The sequence below is a fragment of the Acetobacter estunensis genome (assembly GCF_011516945.1).
Lineage (GTDB): Bacteria > Pseudomonadota > Alphaproteobacteria > Acetobacterales > Acetobacteraceae > Acetobacter > Acetobacter estunensis.
Window position 1 is genome coordinate 137,132 of the sequence record NZ_WOTH01000003.1, and the last position, 18,576, is coordinate 155,707.

Below are 18,576 nucleotides of genomic sequence, written 5' to 3' on the forward strand. Positions count from 1 at the left end.
AGCATCCGCCCGTAATGCGGTCAGGCACGCCGCCTGTTCTGCAACTTGTCGGAATATGCAAGTATTTCCCCGGCGTTGCGGCCAATGAGGATGTGTCGCTCACCATTCGCTCAGGCGAGATCCACGCCCTTTTGGGGGAGAATGGCGCGGGTAAATCCACCCTCATGAACATTGTCACCGGGATCTATCAGCCGGACGGTGGCGAGATGATTCTTGACGGTTATGGCGTGGCGTTTTCCAGCCCACAGGAAGCGATCCGCGCCGGGATCGGCATGGTGCATCAGCATTTCCGACTGGTCTCGGCCTTTACTGTTGCCGAAAACATTCATCTTGGCTGGAGCGACACGCCGCGTCATATCCCAGCGGGTGTTCTGGAGGCTCACACCCGTGAACTGGGTGAGCGTTTTGGGATGCCTCTCGATCCTGCCGCCCGCGTGGAGGATCTTTCGGCCGGCGAACAGCAGCGCGTGGAAATCGTGCGGGTGCTGGCGCGCAAGGCCCGATTGCTGATCCTTGACGAGCCGACGGCCGTGCTCACCCCGGCCGAGGCAAACGATCTCTTCCGCGCCTTGCGTGCCTTTCGGGCGGAGGGAAATGCCGTCATCATCATCACCCACAAGCTCGATGAGGTGATGGAAGCGTCCGATCGCGTCACCATACTTCGTGGCGGGCGCAATGTTGGAACATGGGCGACGAAGGACTGTTCGCCGCAGATGCTGGCGGCCACGATGGTGGGGCGTGAGATCGTGCGGCAGGATCTGCGTGTCCGGGCGCCCGATGCCGTGCCGCGTAGTGCGAAGCCGGTGATGAGTTTGCGGCATGTCAGCGTGCGTGATGGACGCGGTGTGGAAACGCTCTCGGATGTGTCGCTCGATCTGATGGGCGAGGAGATTTTCGGTGTTGCTGGTGTGGCGGGGAGCGGCCAGCGGGAATTGACTGAACTGCTCACGGGATTGCGCGCTCCGGATCGCGGGGACGTGCTGCTGGAGGGCAAGGCGTTGCCTGCGGATGCCGTCGCCGTGGCGCGGGCGGGCGTGGGGCATATTCCGCAAGACCGTCTGCAGAGCGCGCTTGTCCCTTCGCTTGGTGTGACCGACAACATGGCGCTGCGCGAATACGATCGCGCGCCCATCGGTGGAAACGGGCTTTATCACGCAGGCGCGGCGTTGCGGCTTGCACAGGATATTGCGACCGTAGCCGGGGTGAAAATCCCTGATTATTCCATGCCTGTGCGTAATCTTTCCGGTGGAAACCAGCAGCGTCTGGTGGCGCGGCGTGAGATGCGGATCGCCTCAAAGGTGCTTGTGGCGGCCTATCCCAGCCGGGGGCTGGATATTGGCGCGATTGCCACGCTGCATCGGTATTTCGCGCAGTTGCGCGACGAAGGCCGTGCGCTTGTCATTGTTTCCGAGGATCTCGAGGAACTTCTCAACCTGTCGGATCGGATTGGGGTTCTCTTTCATGGGCGGATCATGGGTGTGCTCGATGCGGCGCAGGCGGATGTGGAGCGGCTGGGGCTTATGATGGGTGGCCGGACGGAAGAGAGGGGAGCGCAATGATGCGGTTCCAGCGTTTCTCCACGGCCACTGCCGGATATGTGTTGGTCTGGCGTGCGCTGGCCTTTGTTGTGGCGATGGGTATTGTCGCCCTGCTGCTTGCGCTGTCGGGGCGTAATGTAGGGGAATTGGCCGCATTGGTGGCGCGCTCCACTCTCGGTTCACGGTTCGGGCTGGAAGATCTCGCCCTGTTCATGGCTCCGCTGGTGCTCACGGGAAGTGCCGTGACAGTGACCAGCCGGATCGGTTTGTGGAACATCGGCGGTGAGGGACAGTTTTATCTTGGAGCCATTGGCGCTGCGGCGGTGGGACTGTTCGTTCATGGACCTGCGGTGGTGATCCTGCCCTTGATGGCGGTTGTGGCCATGGTGTGCGGCATGGCGTGGATTGCCGTGCCGACGCTGGCACGGGCCTTTGCGGGCGTGAACGAGATCATCACCACGCTGCTGCTCAACTTTGTGGCGGAGTTGCTGACGTACTGGCTGACCACGGGGCCATGGCGCGACCGGGTGACGGGGGCGCTGGTTTCCACCGAGCGGCTGCCTGTGGCCGTTCCGGAAATCTGGGGCGTGGTGCACTGGGGTTTTCCGGTGGCGATCCTGGTGGCCTGTGGTCTCTCGCTGCTGATGAGCCGCACGAGTTGGGGGTATGAGGTGCGTGTTAGTGGCGCCAATCCCGGTGCCGCGCGGTATGCGGGTATGCCCACGCGGGCCCGCATCGTGGCCGTCATGCTGCTGTCGGGCGCGCTGGCGGCTCTGGCTGGCATGTTCGAAGTGGCGGGAACGGTACACCGGCTTCAGGGCGGCATGTCGGACAATTTCGGCTATCTTGGCATTGTCGTGGCGGTGCTGGCGCGCCGGTCCTGCCTTGCGGTGATTCCGGCGGCTTTTCTGATGGCGCTCATCCTTGATGCGGGCATCGTGTTGCAGACGCAGCAACTTGCGGCCACGGCCGTTCTGGCCATCACTGGACTGGTTCTGCTTCTGGTCGCCATTGCCGATGAACTGGCGCATTACCGGCCTGTTGTGGCGGAACCTGTGCGGCGTTCTGCGCCCGGAGTGTCCTCATGATCGTGTTGCTGACGGGCCTGTTGTCCACGGCGGTTCTGGCCGGAGGCGTGCTGGCGCTGGCGGCGCAGGGCGAGGTTCTGGCCGAACGTGTGGGTGTGGTCGATCTGGGTGTGGAGGGACTGATGGCGCTGGGCGCGGCCACGGCCGTGTTAGTGGACATGAAGACCGTCAACCCGTGGTTGGGATTGCTTGCGGCGATGGCCGTGGGGAGCGCTGGAGGGGCTGTCTTTGCTCTGGCGACCGTCATCATGCGGGCCAGTCAGATTCTTTGCGGGCTGGCCATGACGTTTCTGGGACTGGGGCTTTCCGCGACCATCGGACATTCGGTGGCGGGCATGCCGGTGGCCGCGACTTTCGCGCCGGTGGCCATTCCTGTGCTGCGGGATATTCCTGTGATTGGACCGGCATTTTTCGGACAGAACCTGCTGGTCATTCCCATCTATGTGCTGTTGCCTGCGGTCTGCCAGTGGATGCTGTTTCACACGCGCCATGGGTTGAATCTGCGCGCCGTGGGTGAAAACCCTGCGGCGGCGGATGCGGTGGGCATTCCGGTGACGAAGTTTCGTTTTCTCTATGTCGTGATCGGCGCGGCGCTGGCGGGTGGAGCGGGGGCTTATCTCAGTCTGGCGGTGACACCGAGTTGGTCGGAAGGAATGGTCTCAGGGCGTGGCTGGATTGCCGTGGCGCTTGTCATCTTTGCCGGATGGCGGCCGTTCAATGCCGCGGGTGCCGGGCTTTTGTTCGGTCTTGTCAGCGCCATCGGTTATCTTGGACAGGCCCAGAACTGGCCGATCGCGGCTCCGGTGCTGAACATGCTGCCCTATCTCGGCACGTTGGCGTTCATCATTGTGCCTGTGGTGCTGTGGAAGAAAATGCGCCGTCTCATGGCCGCTCCTGCAGCGCTTGGTGTGCCGTACGATCGGAGCGAGAGATAGGCTGACGGGGGATCAGTCTTCCGACGGCTCCTCTTCCATCACCACTTTCGCCACGCTGCGCCCGCTCGTCAGATCGGCCAGCGCCGTGATGACCGGATCGAGGGTGGCCACTGGCACGGCCACAATGAAGGTTGCGCCGGTGGCATCGAACTCTTCGCTTTCCACCAACGCGCCCAAGCCCGGAAGGCGGGAGGTGACAAGCGCCAGATCGCTGAAGGCGCAGTGGAAAGTCAGGCGCGCGCGTTCGATCAGTTCCGTGCGTTCGGCCAGACGCAGGCATTCTGCCGCCGTTCCGCCATAGGCCCGGACAAGCCCACCGGCACCGAGTTTCACGCCGCCGAACCAGCGCGTCACCACCACGGCCACCCGGTCCAGCCCCTGTGCCTCGATCACCTGCAGGATGGGGCGTCCGGCGGTGCCCCCCGGTTCGCCCGCGTCATCGCTGCGATAGCGCGGGCCGATCTTCCATGCCCAGCAGTTATGCGTGGCGTCCGGCACGGAAACCTCCGCGATGAAGGCTTTCGCGGCCTCTTCCGTGTTCACCGGCATGGCGCGGGCGAGAAAGAGGCTCTTGCGGATGTCTTTTTCGAATTCCGCTGGTCCTGTCAGCGTCTCGACCATCAGGGGGCGCGCCAGATCCACAACCGCGCGGCGCCGTGTGTGCGTTCGGCAAGGATGTCCACATCCGCCACGGGTTGCTCTTCCTCACGCCCCGTCTCGGTGACGATCAGTGCCTGCGGTGCGATCCAGCCTGCCGGGGTCAAGGCCGCCAGTGCCTGAGCAGGAAGGGCGTGACCATAGGGCGGATCAAGAAAAACCAGCGAGCAGGGATGCGAGGCCTTGGGCGGGCGGAGGACGCTTCCGGGCAGAACACGCGTGCTGTCCTTCATCCGGCAGTCTGTGATGTTGGCGCGTAGGGCGGCAAGGGCAGCGCGGTCGGTCTCGAAGAAACTGCAAAAGGCCGCCCCGCGCGAGAGGGCTTCCAGCCCCAGCGCGCCGGTGCCCGCGAAACCATCCAGCACATGCGCGTCTTCGAGCGCATCCCGTCCGCCCCATGGTGCGTGCAGCAGCATATCGAACAGAGCCTGACGCACGCGGTCGGAGGTGGGGCGCGTGGTGTTGCCCGGTGGCGCGATGAGTGTCCGACCGCGCCGTGCGCCCGCGATGATCCGCATCAGCGGGGCTTTCGGCCGCGCTCCCCCTCCGCGTCACGCGGAATGTGGGAGCGGATGACGCGCGCCTGCACTTCTTCCAGTTCGCCGGGTTGCAGTTCCCCAAGCTGAAAAGGACCGTAGGACGTGCGCAGAAGGCGGCTGACATGCAGGTTGAGGGCGGCCATGACACGGCGGACCTCGCGGTTCTTGCCTTCACGTAGCGAGACGGTGAGCCACGCATTGTCGCCCTTGCGGGAGTCGAGCGCGGCCTCGATGGAGCCGTAGCGCACGCCTTCGATCACGCAGCCTTTGGCCAGATCGGCCAGACGGCGCTCATCCACCACTCCAAACACGCGCACCCGGTAACGGCGCAGCCAGCCATTGGTGGGCAGTTCGAGCCTGCGGGCGAGCGCGCCGTCATTGGTGAGCAGCAGCAGCCCCTCGCTGTTGATGTCCAGACGCCCGACACTGATCACGCGCGGCATGTCTTCGGGCAGGGAGTCGAACACCGTGGGGCGTCCTTCCGGATCACGGTGCGTCGTCACCAGTCCATCGGGCTTGTGATAGCGCCACAGGCGGGTCCGCTCAGGGCCTTCCACGACCTTGCCGTTCACCATGACCACGTCCGTGTCCGTCACGAAGGTGGCGGGATGATCCACGGTCTTGCCGTTCAGCTTGATGCGATGCTCACCGATCATGCGTTCGATGTCGCGGCGGCTGGCAACACCGCTGCGGGCCAGCCATTTGGCGATGCGTTCGCCGCGTTCGTTTGTCTGCTCGTCTGTCATACACCGTCTCCCGACACTGTGGTTCTGTTGTGGATTGCCGCCGCCACGAAAGCGGCCAGCAGCGCCCGGTCACCCGGGTCGATGAGAAATTCCGGGTGCCATTGTACTCCCACGCAAAACCGGGCGTGGGGGTCTTCTATGGCTTCGATAATGCCGTCTTCGGCCCGTGCCGATACAACGGCGCGTCCCGGATCGCGCACGGCCTGATGGTGCGAGGAATTGACCGCCATGGACGCTCTCCCCACGATCCGGCCCAGCAGCGTATCGGGTGTGAGGGTCACGATATGTCCCGCCTGATCGCGTGGGTTGGGCTGTTCGTGGGGCAGGGCGTCGGGGCGCTCGGTCGCGATGTCCTGAATGAGTGTGCCGCCGAGTGCTGCGGCCAGAAGCTGCATTCCGCCACATATTCCCAGCACCGGAAGATCGCGCGCACGCGCGGCATTCAAAAGTGCAAGTTCGGAAGCTGTGCGGCTGGGTTTGAGTGTGGTGGTCGAGGCATCCCGTTGTGCGCCGTAGAGCGACGGGTCAATGTCGAACGCTCCACCGGTCACGATCAGGCCATCCAGCCGCGCGATCATTTCATCGGCAAGACAGGGGGCGTGTGGGAGCGCTACCGGCAGGCCACCGGCCTTGATGACCGCTCCCATATAGTTGGCACGCAGAGCGTACCACGGGAACGCGGAATACTGTCCGGGGCCGCCGGATTCATGGTCCGACGTCACGCCAATCAGGGGAAGGGAAGCGGGGTGCGGCATCGCGCTTCCCATAGAACACACGGCTCTTCCGGCATAGGGCTGGCGCGGGTGTTAAACGGGTATTACTGGGCCGCGGCCACTTTCCATTCGGCGGCATGATGATGACCATGCTGATGCGGAGAAGAGTCCGTCATGCCGACGCGTTCAGACGCTGCGAAGGCCAGCCCGAGCGCTGCTGCGGCCAGTACCAGTGTCAGACTCTGCATGACGTCACCCTCCCTCGGTCGATGGACCCGAAAGCCTCACGCGGTGTGGAATCGGCCCGGCTAGAACCTTTTCTCACGTTGCGTATCAACTCTGTAACGAGAGTGAGGGAGAGCGCTCGGCAATTCAAGGCAAAAATGGGGCAGACACGCTTTGTAGGCCGAAAAAGTGGTCTTTTATGTCGATTGTCCTTCTTCTCTTGGCCTCCTATCACCTCGGATATGACGTTTTCTTTCCCTCGCAGCGTTTCCCCATGAAGAATCCGGGCGGTCTGGTGGCCTGCACGGCCATGGACATCGCGCTTGCACAGGCACGCAAAGCGGCCGAGCGGGGCGAGGTGCCGGTGGGGGCCGTAGTGCTCGATGGTGCGGGGCAGATTCTGGCGCAGGCGGGCAACGAGGTGGAGGGCGCTCATGATGCGTCTGCCCATGCGGAAATGCTTGTGTTGAGGGCGGCGGCACGGCGGCTTGGTTCATCCCGCCTTATGGGCTGTACGCTGGTGGTCACGTTGGAACCCTGCCCGATGTGCGCGGCGGCGGCGGTGCATTTCCGTGTGGGGCGGGTTGTGTTCGGCGCGTACGATCCGAAAGGTGGCGGCATTGTCCATGGCCCCCGGGTTGTGGAGCAACCTGCCTGCTTACATCGGCCCGAGATTGTCGGAGGCGTGCGCGAGCGGGAGACTGCGCGTGTGTTGCGGCAGTTTTTTCGCAAGTTACGTGAGCGGAAAACAGAGAGGTGAGCCTCTGGAATGTCGTTTTCTGACAGAGGTTTAATATCGGCGTATGACATCCGTTCAACAAGGCCGTACACTGTAGTGTGTCACGGAGGAGCGGCGTCTTCTTGTCGTTGCCACCGTTTGTCCTCATGTCCTTGACGGGCCGCGTGGGCGGTCGCTGCAAGGAGGATCATCGGAATACACATGCCAGTAGAGAATCTGTCGATCCGCACGTCCCGTATCTCCACCCGTCGGGCTCTCGCCGCTCTGGGCATTTTTGCCTTGGCTTCATCCGGAATCGTTCCGGTCGTTTCGCAGGCGCACGCCGATGCACCGGGCGTTTCGCAGGCGCACGCCGATGCACCGGGCGCCATTCAGCCCGTCACCCCCAACCGCACGATCCCCGACTTTGTGAGTCTGGTGAAGCAGGTCAAACCTGCGGTGGTGTCGATCACGGCCATGATCAAGGCGGACGCGATCGAGGGCGGAGACGGCATGCAGCAGTCGCCTTTCCCCTTTCCCTTTCCGTTTCAGATGATGCCCCAGCAGCGCCAGACGGTGGAGGCGCGTGGTTCGGGTTTCATCATTTCGGCCGATGGCTACGCGGTGACGAACAACCACGTTGTCAAGGGCGCGACGAAAGTGACGGCGACGCTGGATGACGGCACGACATTGCAGGCCCGTGTGGTCGGGCGCGATCCCAAGACCGATATCGCACTGCTCAAGCTCACCTCCAGTCATCCTCTGCCCTTCGTGCAGCTTGGAGAATCCGACGGTGTGCAGCCGGGTGAGTGGGTGATTGCCGTAGGAAATCCCTTTGGACTGGGTGGCACGGTCACGGCGGGCATCGTCTCCGCTCTGGGGCGCGATATTGGCGATGGTCCCTATGACAACTTCTTTCAGGTCGATGCGCCTATCAACCGTGGCAACTCGGGCGGTCCGCTGATTACACAGGACGGTAAGGTGATCGGCGTGAACACAGCCATCTTCTCGCCTTCGGGTGGTTCGATCGGCATTGGCTTCGCCATTCCTTCCGACATCGTTCAAACCGTCGTCACGCAGTTGCGCAAAACCGGTCATGTGACGCGCGGTTATCTGGGCGTCGAGGCGCAGGTCATCTCGCAGTCCATGGCCAGCGCGCTCGGGATCAAGCCCACCAGTCCCGGTGCGCCACCGGCCGGTGCGCTGGTGGCCAGCGTCACGCCTGACAGCCCGGCGGATAAGGGCGGGATCAAGACGGGCGATGTGATCGTCAAGCTGGATGGCAAGCCGGTGGACACGCCCCATCATCTGGCGGTGAAGGTGGCGTCCATCGTGCCGGGAACGGATGTGGCCGTGACCGTGCTGCGTGGTGGTGTGTCGAAAGATCTGAAGGTGCATATCGTCAGTCAGTCCGGTGCCACGGGTGGCAGTGGAGCCAATGCCTCCATGAGCGGGCAGGGACAGAAGCTTGGCATCTCGCTCTCGCCTCTGACGGGGGATGTGCGCCAGCAGCTCGGTCTCGATCGCTCCGTGCATGGTGTGGTCGTCTCCGACATCCAGCCCGGCTCTCCCGCCGATCAGGCCGGTCTGCGTCCGGGTGACGTGATTCAGGCGGTGGGCGATCAGGCGGTGGAAACACCATCTGCTACGGTTTCGGCTGTCAGTGCGGCGCTCAAGGCCCGTCATGCCGTGCTGCTGCGCATTCTGCGTGATGGACAGTCGCTGTTTGTGGCGGTGTCGCTGGACGGCTCCAACGATGCCGGACCAGCCGCGCCGGGAGACGATGACGACGATCAGTAAGCCCGGATTAAAAGGCCGCCGTGTGAAGCGGCGGCCTTGTCCGCAGCCGTCATGAATTGTGGATGCGACCGGCGCTGGAAAGAAAATAGACGACTGGTCTAATTTTCCTCTGGACGCGGTCTCTGTCCGCTCATATACAGACACTCATGAAAGTCGCAGAGAAACATCGCGCTGCCCGGCAGCATATCCTAAAGGCGGCATGGCCGCTTGTGGGACAGCGCGGTTTTTCGGCTGTCGGGATTTCACAGATTCTGGAAGTGGCCGGGATTCCGAAAGGCTCCTTCTATCACTACTTCGAATCCAAAGAGGCCTTCGGTGAAGAACTTCTCCGGATATATGTCGAGGAATACGTGGAGAAGCTCGATGACATTCTCTTCAAATCCGAAGGGAATGCGGCTGATCGGATTGCGCGCTACTACCGGTTCTGGCGCGACACCCAACTGGATGGGCAGGTCGGGGACAAATGCCTGATTGTCAAACTGGCGGCTGAAGTCTCGGATCTTTCGGAGCGGATGCGGTCCATTCTTGAAATGGGCACAGCCACCGTCATCGAGCGGTTGGGCAAGTTGATCGGTACGGGTCAGAAGGAAGGTTCGGTCGGCAGTCCGATGGAGCCCGATATTCTGGCGGCCTCGGTGTATCAGCTCTGGCTTGGCACCACGCTGATGATGAAGATCACCCACAGTTCCCTGCCTTTCGATCAGGCGTGGCTGGCCACGAAGCGCCTTCTGGAAATCTGAGTTCAACTGGAGTTCGGAGGGAGCTTTCTCGGGCTTTCTGGTGAATTTAAATAGTTGACCGGTCTAATCTAATAGACCGGTCTAATGGATGAAAAAATGCTGAATTTTGAATTCTACAATCCTACCCGGATCATTTTCGGAAAAGGGATGATCGCGAAACTGGACGAACAGTTGTCGCCGCAGGCCCGCGTGCTGGTGCTGTATGGCGGCGCCAGTGCTGAGCGCAGCGGCACTCTCAATGAGGTGCGTGCGGCACTGGGTAGCCGCACCTTTCGGGAGTTCGGCGGCATCGAGGCGAACCCGACCTACGAGACCCTCATGAAAGCGGTCGCGATGGTGCGTGAAGAGAAGCTCGACTTCCTTCTGGCCGTCGGCGGTGGTTCGGTCATGGACGGCACCAAGTTTGTCGCGGCCGCCTTGCCGTTCGAAGGCGAGCCGTGGGATATTCTCACCAGCAAGGGTGAGGCGGCAAAGAAGGCGCTCCCGCTTGGTACAGTCGTCACATTGCCCGCTACCGGCTCCGAGATGAACTGTCTGAGCGTGATTTCGCGTCAGTCCACGGGTGACAAGCTGCTGTTCTCAAACCCGCTGGTTTATCCACGCTTTTCCGTTCTCGATCCGATGCGGACCATGAGCCTGCCGATGAAGCAGGTCATCAACGGTGTGGTGGATTCCTTCGTGCATGTCATGGAGCAGTACATGACGCATCCGGTGGACGGCATGGCGCAGGACCGGTTCTCGGAAGGACTTCTGTCGAGTCTGCTTGAGATCGGGCCGCGGATTATCGCTGCCCCCGAGGATTATGACCTGCGCTCCAACCTCATGTGGGTGGCCACCCTTGCGCTGAATGGACTGATTGGCGCGGGCGTGCCGCACGATTGGACCACCCACATGATCGGTCATGAAATCACGGCGAAGTATCATATCGATCACGCCCGTACGCTGGCCATCGTGTTCCCCGCGCTCCTGAAGGTCTGCCGCGAGGCAAAGCGCGCCAAGCTGCTCCAGTATGCCGAGCGCGTGTGGGGCCTGACGGAAGGCTCCGAAGACGAGCGTATCGATGCGGTCATTCGCAAGACCGAGGGCTTCTTTGAAGGTCTCGGCGTGCCGACGCGCCTGTCGGCCTATGACATCGGCCCCGATGGCATCACGGATATTCTTAAGCTTCTGGAAGCGCATGACATGACCGCGCTGGGCGAACACGGCGAAGTCACGCTGGAAGTGAGCCGCCGGATTCTGGAAACCGCTGCCTGATTTTCACCTGCTCTTTTGGGGGCACAGTCAGATCTGTGTCCCGCGAGTGCCGATATAAAATACGAACGAGGATTCAATGGCTTACGCTACGACAAATCCCTACACCAATGAAGTGGTCGCCACTTTTGCCGATGCGACCGACGCTGAGGTTCAAACCGCGCTGAATGAAGCGCACGCGGCCTTTGAGGTCTGGCGCGACACGTCTTTTGCCGAGCGCGCGAAGGTCATGAATGCGGCGGCCACCATTCTGCGTCGTGACATCGACAAATATGCCCGTCTCGGCACGCTGGAGATGGGCAAGCTGTACGAGGAGTCACGCAAGGAAGTCATCCTTTCCGCCGAGATCTTCGAATATTACGCCAAGAATGCCGAAGAACTGCTCAAGCCCGAGCCGCTTGAAGTGGCCGATCCGGCAGAGGGGCAGGCTGTTCTTGTGCATGAACCGCTTGGCATCGTTCTGGCGATCGAGCCCTGGAACTTCCCGTTCTATCAGGTGGTGCGCATCCTCGCGCCGCAGCTTTCGGCCGGTAATGCTGTGCTTCTCAAGCATGCATCGAACCTGCCCCAGTGCGCGGCCGCTTTTGACGGCCTGATGGAAGAGGCCGGCCTGCCGAAAGGGCTGTTCCGCAACCTGTATGCGGCGCGTCCGCACACGGCCATGATCCTGAACGATCCCCGCGTCTGCGGTATCGCGCTGACAGGGTCGGAAGGTGCGGGCACGGTCATTGCCGGCATCGCGGGCAAGGCGCTCAAGAAGGCGACCATGGAACTCGGTGGCGCGGACGCGCTCATCGTGCTGGACGATGCCGATGTGGAGAAGGCCGCAGGCTGGGCGGTCATCGGGCGTCACTGGAACGCGGGACAGGTGTGCGTCTCGGCCAAGCGTCTGATTGTCGCTGATGCTGTCTACGACCGTTTCCTTGCGCTCTATAAGGAAGGCGTTGCCGCGCTGAAGGCGGGCGATCCGATGGACCCGACCACGACGCTGGCGCCGCTGTCCTCGCAGGCGGCCGTGGACGATCTGCGCGATCAGGTGACACGGGCCATGGATCTTGGCGCGAAGGTCGAGGTTATCGGCGCACCGGTTCCCGAGACGGGCGCCTTTTTCCAGCCTCTGCTGATGTCCAATCTGGATGCGAACAACCCGGCCCGTCATTGGGAGTTCTTCGGCCCTGTCACGCAGATCTATCGTGCGAAGGACGAGGCGGACGCGATCCGCATCGCCAATGATTCGCCTTATGGTCTCGGTGGGTCCGTGTTCACGAAAGACGAGGTGCGCGGTACCCGTGTGGCCAACGCGATCCGCACGGGCATGGTGTTCATCAACCACCCGCTGTCCCCCAAGGCGGATCTGCCGTTCGGTGGCATTGCCCGCTCTGGTTATGGCCGCGAGTTGATCGGTCTGGGCATCAAGGAGTTCGTCAACCACAAGCTCATCAACATCGTCGATATCGACGCGCCGTTCTGAGCCTGTGCGCTCGGGTTGGAGGACATTCTGCGTCCTCCAACCTGAAGATGGCCGCACCCTTCTGTCTGTTTCTGAATAGGAGGGTGCGGTCGTTTTGCGTGGATCAGTTGAGAGGGCCGGAGGCCTTCATGGTCGTGGCATTGAGCGTGCGGTGGAGTTCCAACCCCTTGCTCAGACGTGCGGCGTCAGTGTCGGTCAGGGCAAGACCGATGGGACCGAAGGCCGGGTGCTGGAAGGCGAGGATTGATCCCTGCGCTTCGGGATCGAGTTGTAGTGCCCAGCTTGTGTGCCGCACGGGCGTGAAGCTCGCGCCTTCAATGGAAGAGGTGGTGTTGCCGCCCATCATCTGCCGCATGGCGCCGAGTGCCACGATCAGGTCGGTGATCTTTCCCTGATCAAGTTCCACTTCCATTTTCTTGCGACCGATCTCAAGCGTGAGCATGGCATGCGAGCCATCTCCACAGGGAGCAAGATGGATGTGAGGATCGGCCTGAGTGCTGGGCTTCTTGGTGGTCTCGGCCGTCTGTGCGGTCGTGTCCTTGGCCTCCGGCGTCCTGGTCATGCGATATGTTCTCCTGCGACAGCCTGTGACGGAAGGATCTGGCGAACAGGAACGGTGCGCTTGAGCCCTTCTTTCGCAACTATAGGCACGCTCGCCATCCAAGGGGAGGGGTGGCGTGTGACGATGTGTGCCAGCCGGATACCTGCTCCGTCACGTTCGCGTGTCGAGGAAAATCTCTCAGAGTGCAGTTTGCAGCAGGGAGCCTGCGTGAATCCACCACTGACCGGCGTGCTTGTGCAGGATTTCCGCTGCTTTCTGCGCGGCCTGCGCTGTGTCGAACAGTCCGAAGCAGGTCGCTCCCGAGCCGCTCATACGGGCCAGACGGCAGCCGGGAAGAGCGGCAATCGTATCGAGCACAAGGCTGATATTCGGGCACAGGGCGCGCGCTGGGGGTTCAAGGTCGTTGCTCAGCCGCGCGAGATCGTGCGCCATGGTGGCGACATCGGGCCATGAGTCGGGCAGCGTGGCATCGGGCGAAAACGCTGCATTCCGGGCCTTGAACACGGCAGGCGTGGAGACGGCGTCACCACTGTTGACCAGCAGCAGGCCGCAGGGGGGAAGGTCGGGTGCCGGGTCGAGCTGTTCGCCGATACCGCGCATACGGGTGGCGCGTTGCACGAGGCAGACGGGGACATCGGCACCGAGTTTTTCCGCGAGATCGAGAAGGCGCGCGCGGGACGTGTTCAGGTTCCACGCCCGGTCCAGAAGCCGCAATGTGGCGGCAGCGTCCGCCGAACCGCCGCCAATGCCGGAGGCCACGGGAAGGTTTTTCTCCAGAACCAGTCGTCCTCGCAGGCGGGCGTCCGTTCCATCGGCCAGCAGCCGTGCGGCACGCATTACAAGATTGTCGTCGGAAGCTTCCGAGGCCAGTTTGTCTCCGAAGGGACCGGCCAGGGTCAGGTTGAGAGGAGCGTCGGACGCTTCATAAGTCAGGCGATCGGCGGCATCCGAGAAGACGGCGAGACTGTCGAGCAGATGATACCCGTCCGGGCGCTTCCCCGTGACATGCAGGTAGAGGTTGATCTTGGCGTGCGCGGTTTCGGTGAGGCTCACGGGGACTGTCCGGTGGTTGGTGGGACGAAAGCTTGGGAGGGTTTAGCGCAGCTTGATCCGTGGGGCGAGGTGAGCGGGCCGTCTTGCATACGGGAGGGACGGATTTAGGCGAGACACAGTTGGAAACTTATTTTACTGTGGGGAAATAAGCATTCAGGAGAAACTAGGGTGCCGGATGTATCGCAATCCCTGACCACGTTGGCGGATCTGGCGCGGGGTGACGTCTCCACGCTCACTATGACACCTTACTGGTGGCGGGCGCTGCCAGCCGATGTTGGCTTTCAGGAGCTTTTGCCCGAAAGGGTGGATGTGGCCATTGTCGGCTCGGGCTTCACCGGTCTTTCGGCGGCCTTGACGCTGGCGCGCGCAGGGCGGTCCGTGGTTGTGCTGGAGGCGGCGCGTCCGGGTTTCGGGGCGTCCACGCGCAATGGCGGTCAGGTGGGATCGGGCAACCAGAAATTCCGGGTGCAAACGCTCATCGACATGATGGGGGTGAAAAAGGCCGAGGCCATGCTGCGTGAGGGCGTGGCGATGCTCGATCATATCGATGCGCTTGTGCGCGATGAGAAGATCGACTGTTTCTTTGCCCGGTGCGGTCGTTTTCGCGGCGCGGTGCGGCCGGAGCATTACGAAGCCATGGCGCGTGACATGGAGGATCTGCGTCGTCACGCCGGCGTGGAGTCGTTCATGGTGCCCAAGGCTGAGCAGCATACGGAGATCGCTACCGATTTCTTCTTCGGTGGGTCCGTGCTTCCGCAGGATGCCGCTCTTCATCCGGGGCGCTACCACGCCGGGTTGTCCGCTCGTGTCATACAGGCTGGCGCATGCATTGCCGCGCATGCGCCAGTGTCGGACATTGTGGTCGAACCGGGCGGTTTTCTTGTGCAGACCGGACGCGGTAATCTGTGGGCGCGGGATGTCATCATCGCCACCAACGGATATCGACAGGGATTCGACGCCTTTTGCCGCAAGCGCATCGTACCTGTGACATCGGCCCTTATCGCGACGGCGCCGATGGAAGCTGAGCGATTGAAGGCGCTTTTTCCGTCAGGGCGTGTTTGCGGCAATTCGGCGCGCGTGTTTTCCTATTTTCGCACAGCGCCCGATGAGCCGCGCATTGTCTGGGGAGGGCGTGTGGGCCGCAATGCGGGGCAGGAGGAGCCTCGGGCCTATGCGCATCTGGCGCGCGATCTGCTCAAGGTTTTTCCACATATTGCCGATGTGGCGGTGAGCCACGGATGGTCCGGGCGGATCGGTTACACATTCGATGAGTTTCCGCATTTGGGGCGTACGCCCGATGGGTTGCATTATGCGATGGGGTATTGTGGTACGGGTGTGTCCCGTTCGACGTGGTTCGGTCGCAAGATTGCGTTGCAGGTCATGGGAAAGGCGGAAGGCTTCTCGGAGTTCACCGGATTGCGGTTCCCGTCACATCCTTTTCAGGCAGTGGCGCCCATGACGGTACCGTTTTTCGAGCAGTGGTATCGTGTGCGCGATGCTCTGAATGTGTGAGTGCTGTTCAGGTGTGAGATAAAAAACCGGCCTGTTATGGCCGGTTTTTTATGGATGATAGCAATGACCGCGCGGGTTGGCGCAGCCATTACGTCGGGGTCAGGTGTGGATGGTCTCGCCGTGTTCGGCAAGGTCGAGACCTTCGAGTTCGACGGCAGGATCGACACGCAGGCCCATGGTCTTGTCGAGAATGAAAAGCAGAAGGGCTGTCATCGCCATCGTGTAGACGGCCACAAGAATGGTGTCCTGACTTTGCACGAGCACCTGCTTCCAGTTGCCGTACAGAAGACCATCCTTGCCTTCGCCGCCGATGGAGGAGGAGGCAAACACGCCTGTCAGCACGGCACCAAGACCGCCACCGATGCCGTGGATGCCCCACACGTCCAGCGCGTCGTCATAACCGAAGCGGTGCTTGGGCCAGTTGACGGCCCACAGGCAGACCAGGCCGCCGAGGATACCCATGATCATCGCTCCCATGGGGGTGACGAAACCGCAGCCCGGCGTGATAACGACCAGCCCGGCCAGAGCACCTGAGATTGCGCCCAGCATGCTGGGTTTGCCATGCAGTTTCCACTCGGCCAGAACCCACGCCACAAGAGCAGAACTTGCCGCGATCTGGCTATTGAGAAGAGCCATGGCCGCTGTCGCATTCGCGCCGAGGGCGGAACCGCCGTTGAAGCCGAACCAGCCGCCCCAGAGCAGGCAGCCGCCAAGAACGGTAAGCACCATGTTGTGCGGGGCCAGACTGTTCACGCCGTCGGCCTTGCGGCGTCCCAGCATAATCGCGGCGATCAAGGCGGAGGAACCGCTTGTGACGTGCACGACCAGACCGCCGGCAAAATCCAGCGCGCCGGTGGAGGCGAGAAAACCGTCCGGTCCCCATGCCATGTGACCGACCGGGCAGTAGATCAGGATGGCCCACAACGCCATGAAGACCATGGCTGTGGAGAATTTGAAGCGCTCCACGGTGCCACCCAGAACGATGACGGGCGTGATGGCGATGAAGGTCAGTTCGAACATGGCGAACGTCACTTCAGGCAGGTTTGGAATGGCGGGAAGGAAGGATGTCAGGGTGACGCCGTTCATGAAGGCCTTGTCGAGACTACCGATGAACGGTGTGTTGCCTGTAAAGATCAGGCTGTAACCGCAGATGAACCAGATGAGGCTGATGATCGAACCTGCGGTGATTCCCTGCATGCACATGCTCAGCACGTTCTTCTTGCGGATCATGCCGCCGTAGAACAGGCAGATTCCCGGAAAAAGCATGAAGAAGACGAAGACGGTGGAGGCGAGAATCCACGCCATGTCACCAGTGTTGAAGGCTGGCTCCGCATCGGCGGCAAAAGCGGGTGGGACGAGAAGAAAAGAGCAGGACAGGAAGAGCAGGAGGTATCGTAAGGGCATGATTCGTCTGTGATCCTGTATCTGGAAGGGGTGAGACGTGGTGCCCGTAGGTGGCTCAGCCCCTCCGGGCGCAGTTTCTCCTCGTGGGGGCCTGCATCTGAAGAAGCGCAGGCAACTGGAAAGAACGAACCGCAGATTGGATGCGGCAGGAGTCCCGCCGGAAAGCGGGATACTGTTTCATCATGCCCATAATATTCCGATATCGCAATAAAATGCGCGTACGAATATGTAAAAAAGAGGTTCTGGGCACTGATGATGTGAGGCCAATGAAGTAATTTTCGGAATTAGCAGTCGAGGGTGGCGGTGCGTTCCCACTCGGACAGATGGCCGCAATGCGCGTTCCATTCATTCTGCTTGAGCTTGATGTAGGGATCCACCAGACCGTCATCGAGCATGCCACGAAGAGCCGTGGATTTGTCGAGGGCGCGCATGGCGTCGAGAAGATTTAGCGGCAGACGCTTCGCTTCTGTAATCTTGTGCCCTTCGGTGTACATGTTGATGTCGAGCGGCTTGCCCGGATCGCGCTTTTGCTCGATGCCATCGAGACCGGCCGCAAGTAGAGAGGCCTGGAGCAGGTAGGGGTTGGCGGCGCCATCGGGGAGGCGCATCTCGAAACGGCCGCCACCGGGCACGCGGATCATGTGGGTACGATTGTCGCCGGAATAGGTGACGGTGTTGGGAGACCATGTGGCACCCGAAACCGTGCGCGGCGCGTTGATACGCTTATAGGAGTTCACGACAGGGTTGAGGATGGCGCACAGTGCATCGGCATTGTGGATCAGGCCGCCGACGAAATTGTAACCCGCTGCCGAAATTTCCAGAGGATCTTTCGGATCGTAGCAGACGTTTTCGCTCCCTTTCCAAAGGGAGATATGCGCGTGGCAACCGCTGCCTGTCAGGTGCATGAAGGGCTTGGGCATGAATGTGGCGCGCAGGCCATGCTTTTCTGCGATCGAGCGGGCCATGAACTTGAAGAAGACGTGCCGATCAGCGGTCACGAGCGCATCGGCATACTTCCAGTTCATTTCGAACTGGCCGTTCGCGTCTTCGTGGTCGTTCTGGTAAGGCTCCCAGCCAAGCTGTTGCATGGCGTCACACAGTTCGGCGATGACGTCGTAGCGCCGCATCAAGGCCGAGGCATCGTAGCACGGCTTGGTGGCGGCATCGTATTCGTCGGCCACCAGCTTGCCGTCGGGCGTGATGAGAAAGAACTCGCACTCAACACCCGTTTTCACGTCGATGCCGTGCTGCTTTGCGCGGGCCACCAGACGCTTGAGCGTATTGCGGGGCGCTTGCGTGACGAGCTTGCCGTGCATCACGAGGTCGGACGCCATCCAGGCCACCTCGGGCTTCCAGGGAAGCTGGATGAGGGATGATGGGTCCGCCATGGCGAGCAGATCGGGATCGGCGGGAGACATATCGAAGGCGGCTGCAAAGCCTGCGAAACCCGCGCCATTTTTAACAGCTCCATCGATTGCGGAAGCTGGCACGAGTTTGGCGCGCTGGGCACCGGAGAGATCCACAAACGAGATCAGGAAGTAACGGATGTTCTTCTCACGGGCAATTTCGGCAAGATTGCTCGCATTTTTCTGATTGTCGGCCATTGATACGATCCATTTCCAGT

Annotated in this window: 18 protein-coding genes; 9 read left to right on the forward strand and 9 right to left on the reverse strand. The window is 61.6% G+C overall.

Going from position 1 to position 18,576, the window contains the following annotated elements:
* The first annotated feature begins 14 nt into the window (after positions 1-14).
* From GOB87_RS02750 to GOB87_RS02760, 3 genes are read left to right on the forward strand one after another with little or no spacing between them, the layout of a single operon-like run.
* Positions 15-1,559, forward strand: coding sequence for an ABC transporter ATP-binding protein (locus GOB87_RS02750; protein WP_166313055.1), 1,545 nt, complete (start codon positions 15-17; stop codon positions 1,557-1,559).
* The gene (locus tag GOB87_RS02755; protein ID WP_166313014.1) at positions 1,556-2,626 is read left to right on the forward strand and encodes an ABC transporter permease; all 1,071 of its coding nucleotides are present in this window, start codon (positions 1,556-1,558) and stop codon (positions 2,624-2,626) included. The genes GOB87_RS02750 and GOB87_RS02755 overlap by 4 nt, the downstream gene beginning before the upstream one ends.
* Positions 2,623-3,561, forward strand: coding sequence for an ABC transporter permease (locus GOB87_RS02760; RefSeq protein ID WP_166313015.1), 939 nt, complete (start codon positions 2,623-2,625; stop codon positions 3,559-3,561). Before GOB87_RS02755 ends, GOB87_RS02760 begins: the two co-directional genes overlap by 4 nt.
* 12 nt (positions 3,562-3,573) lie before the next feature.
* On the opposite strand, the gene GOB87_RS02765 is transcribed toward GOB87_RS02760, so the two are convergent.
* The 5 genes from GOB87_RS02765 to GOB87_RS02785 all read right to left on the reverse strand — a co-directional run bounded on the left by GOB87_RS02765 (position 3,574) and on the right by GOB87_RS02785 (position 6,464).
* On the reverse strand, positions 3,574-4,182 hold the full coding sequence (locus tag GOB87_RS02765; RefSeq protein ID WP_166313056.1) for an IMPACT family protein: 609 nt from the start codon (positions 4,180-4,182) through the stop codon (positions 3,574-3,576).
* Positions 4,182-4,736, reverse strand: a complete 555-nt coding sequence (gene rsmD / locus GOB87_RS02770; RefSeq protein ID WP_166313016.1) for a 16S rRNA (guanine(966)-N(2))-methyltransferase RsmD — start codon at positions 4,734-4,736, stop codon at positions 4,182-4,184. The genes GOB87_RS02765 and rsmD overlap by 1 nt, the downstream gene beginning before the upstream one ends.
* Positions 4,736-5,503 (reverse strand): pseudouridine synthase, encoded by a 768-nt coding sequence (locus GOB87_RS02775; RefSeq protein ID WP_166313017.1) that lies wholly within the window; start codon positions 5,501-5,503, stop codon positions 4,736-4,738. Before GOB87_RS02775 ends, rsmD begins: the two co-directional genes overlap by 1 nt.
* The gene (locus tag GOB87_RS02780) at positions 5,500-6,258 is read right to left on the reverse strand and encodes a gamma-glutamyl-gamma-aminobutyrate hydrolase family protein (RefSeq protein ID WP_166313018.1); all 759 of its coding nucleotides are present in this window, start codon (positions 6,256-6,258) and stop codon (positions 5,500-5,502) included. The genes GOB87_RS02775 and GOB87_RS02780 overlap by 4 nt, the downstream gene beginning before the upstream one ends.
* Before the next feature lie 62 nt (positions 6,259-6,320).
* Positions 6,321-6,464, reverse strand: a complete 144-nt coding sequence (locus GOB87_RS02785; protein ID WP_166313019.1) for a hypothetical protein — start codon at positions 6,462-6,464, stop codon at positions 6,321-6,323.
* A 251-nt stretch (positions 6,465-6,715) separates the two neighbouring features.
* On the opposite strand from GOB87_RS02785, the gene GOB87_RS02790 reads away from it, so the two are divergent.
* The 5 genes from GOB87_RS02790 (at position 6,716) to GOB87_RS02810 (ending at position 12,421) form a co-directional block, all read left to right on the forward strand.
* Positions 6,716-7,201, forward strand: coding sequence for a nucleoside deaminase (locus GOB87_RS02790; protein WP_242006125.1), 486 nt, complete (start codon positions 6,716-6,718; stop codon positions 7,199-7,201).
* Positions 7,202-7,381: 180 nt separating this feature from the next.
* Entirely contained in the window at positions 7,382-8,959 is a 1,578-nt protein-coding gene (locus tag GOB87_RS02795) for a trypsin-like peptidase domain-containing protein (protein WP_166313020.1), read from the forward strand.
* Positions 8,960-9,105: 146 nt separating this feature from the next.
* Positions 9,106-9,699, forward strand: coding sequence for a TetR/AcrR family transcriptional regulator (locus GOB87_RS02800; protein ID WP_166313021.1), 594 nt, complete (start codon positions 9,106-9,108; stop codon positions 9,697-9,699).
* A gap of 96 nt (positions 9,700-9,795) precedes the next feature.
* Positions 9,796-10,953 (forward strand): iron-containing alcohol dehydrogenase, encoded by a 1,158-nt coding sequence (locus GOB87_RS02805; RefSeq protein WP_166313022.1) that lies wholly within the window; start codon positions 9,796-9,798, stop codon positions 10,951-10,953.
* A 76-nt stretch (positions 10,954-11,029) separates the two neighbouring features.
* Complete coding sequence (locus GOB87_RS02810; RefSeq protein WP_166313023.1) at positions 11,030-12,421, forward strand: NAD-dependent succinate-semialdehyde dehydrogenase; 1,392 nt, start codon at positions 11,030-11,032, stop codon at positions 12,419-12,421.
* Between the two features lie 103 nt (positions 12,422-12,524).
* Here the strand turns inward: GOB87_RS02810 and GOB87_RS02815 are convergent, their stop codons facing one another.
* On the reverse strand, positions 12,525-12,983 hold the full coding sequence (locus tag GOB87_RS02815; protein ID WP_166313024.1) for a hypothetical protein: 459 nt from the start codon (positions 12,981-12,983) through the stop codon (positions 12,525-12,527).
* A 177-nt stretch (positions 12,984-13,160) separates the two neighbouring features.
* On the reverse strand, positions 13,161-14,036 hold the full coding sequence (locus GOB87_RS02820; protein WP_166313025.1) for a 4-(cytidine 5'-diphospho)-2-C-methyl-D-erythritol kinase: 876 nt from the start codon (positions 14,034-14,036) through the stop codon (positions 13,161-13,163).
* Between the two features lie 168 nt (positions 14,037-14,204).
* On the opposite strand from GOB87_RS02820, the gene GOB87_RS02825 reads away from it, so the two are divergent.
* Complete coding sequence (locus GOB87_RS02825) at positions 14,205-15,548, forward strand: NAD(P)/FAD-dependent oxidoreductase (RefSeq protein ID WP_264806498.1); 1,344 nt, start codon at positions 14,205-14,207, stop codon at positions 15,546-15,548.
* 99 nt (positions 15,549-15,647) lie between these two features.
* Here GOB87_RS02825 and GOB87_RS02830 read toward each other — a convergent pair whose 3' ends face one another.
* Together GOB87_RS02830 and glnT are read right to left on the reverse strand one after the other, a co-directional pair.
* The gene (locus tag GOB87_RS02830) at positions 15,648-16,952 is read right to left on the reverse strand and encodes an ammonium transporter (protein ID WP_166313026.1); all 1,305 of its coding nucleotides are present in this window, start codon (positions 16,950-16,952) and stop codon (positions 15,648-15,650) included.
* 284 nt (positions 16,953-17,236) lie between these two features.
* Entirely contained in the window at positions 17,237-18,556 is a 1,320-nt protein-coding gene (gene glnT, locus GOB87_RS02835) for a type III glutamate--ammonia ligase (protein WP_166313027.1), read from the reverse strand.
* Between the last annotated feature and the right edge of the window lie 20 nt (positions 18,557-18,576).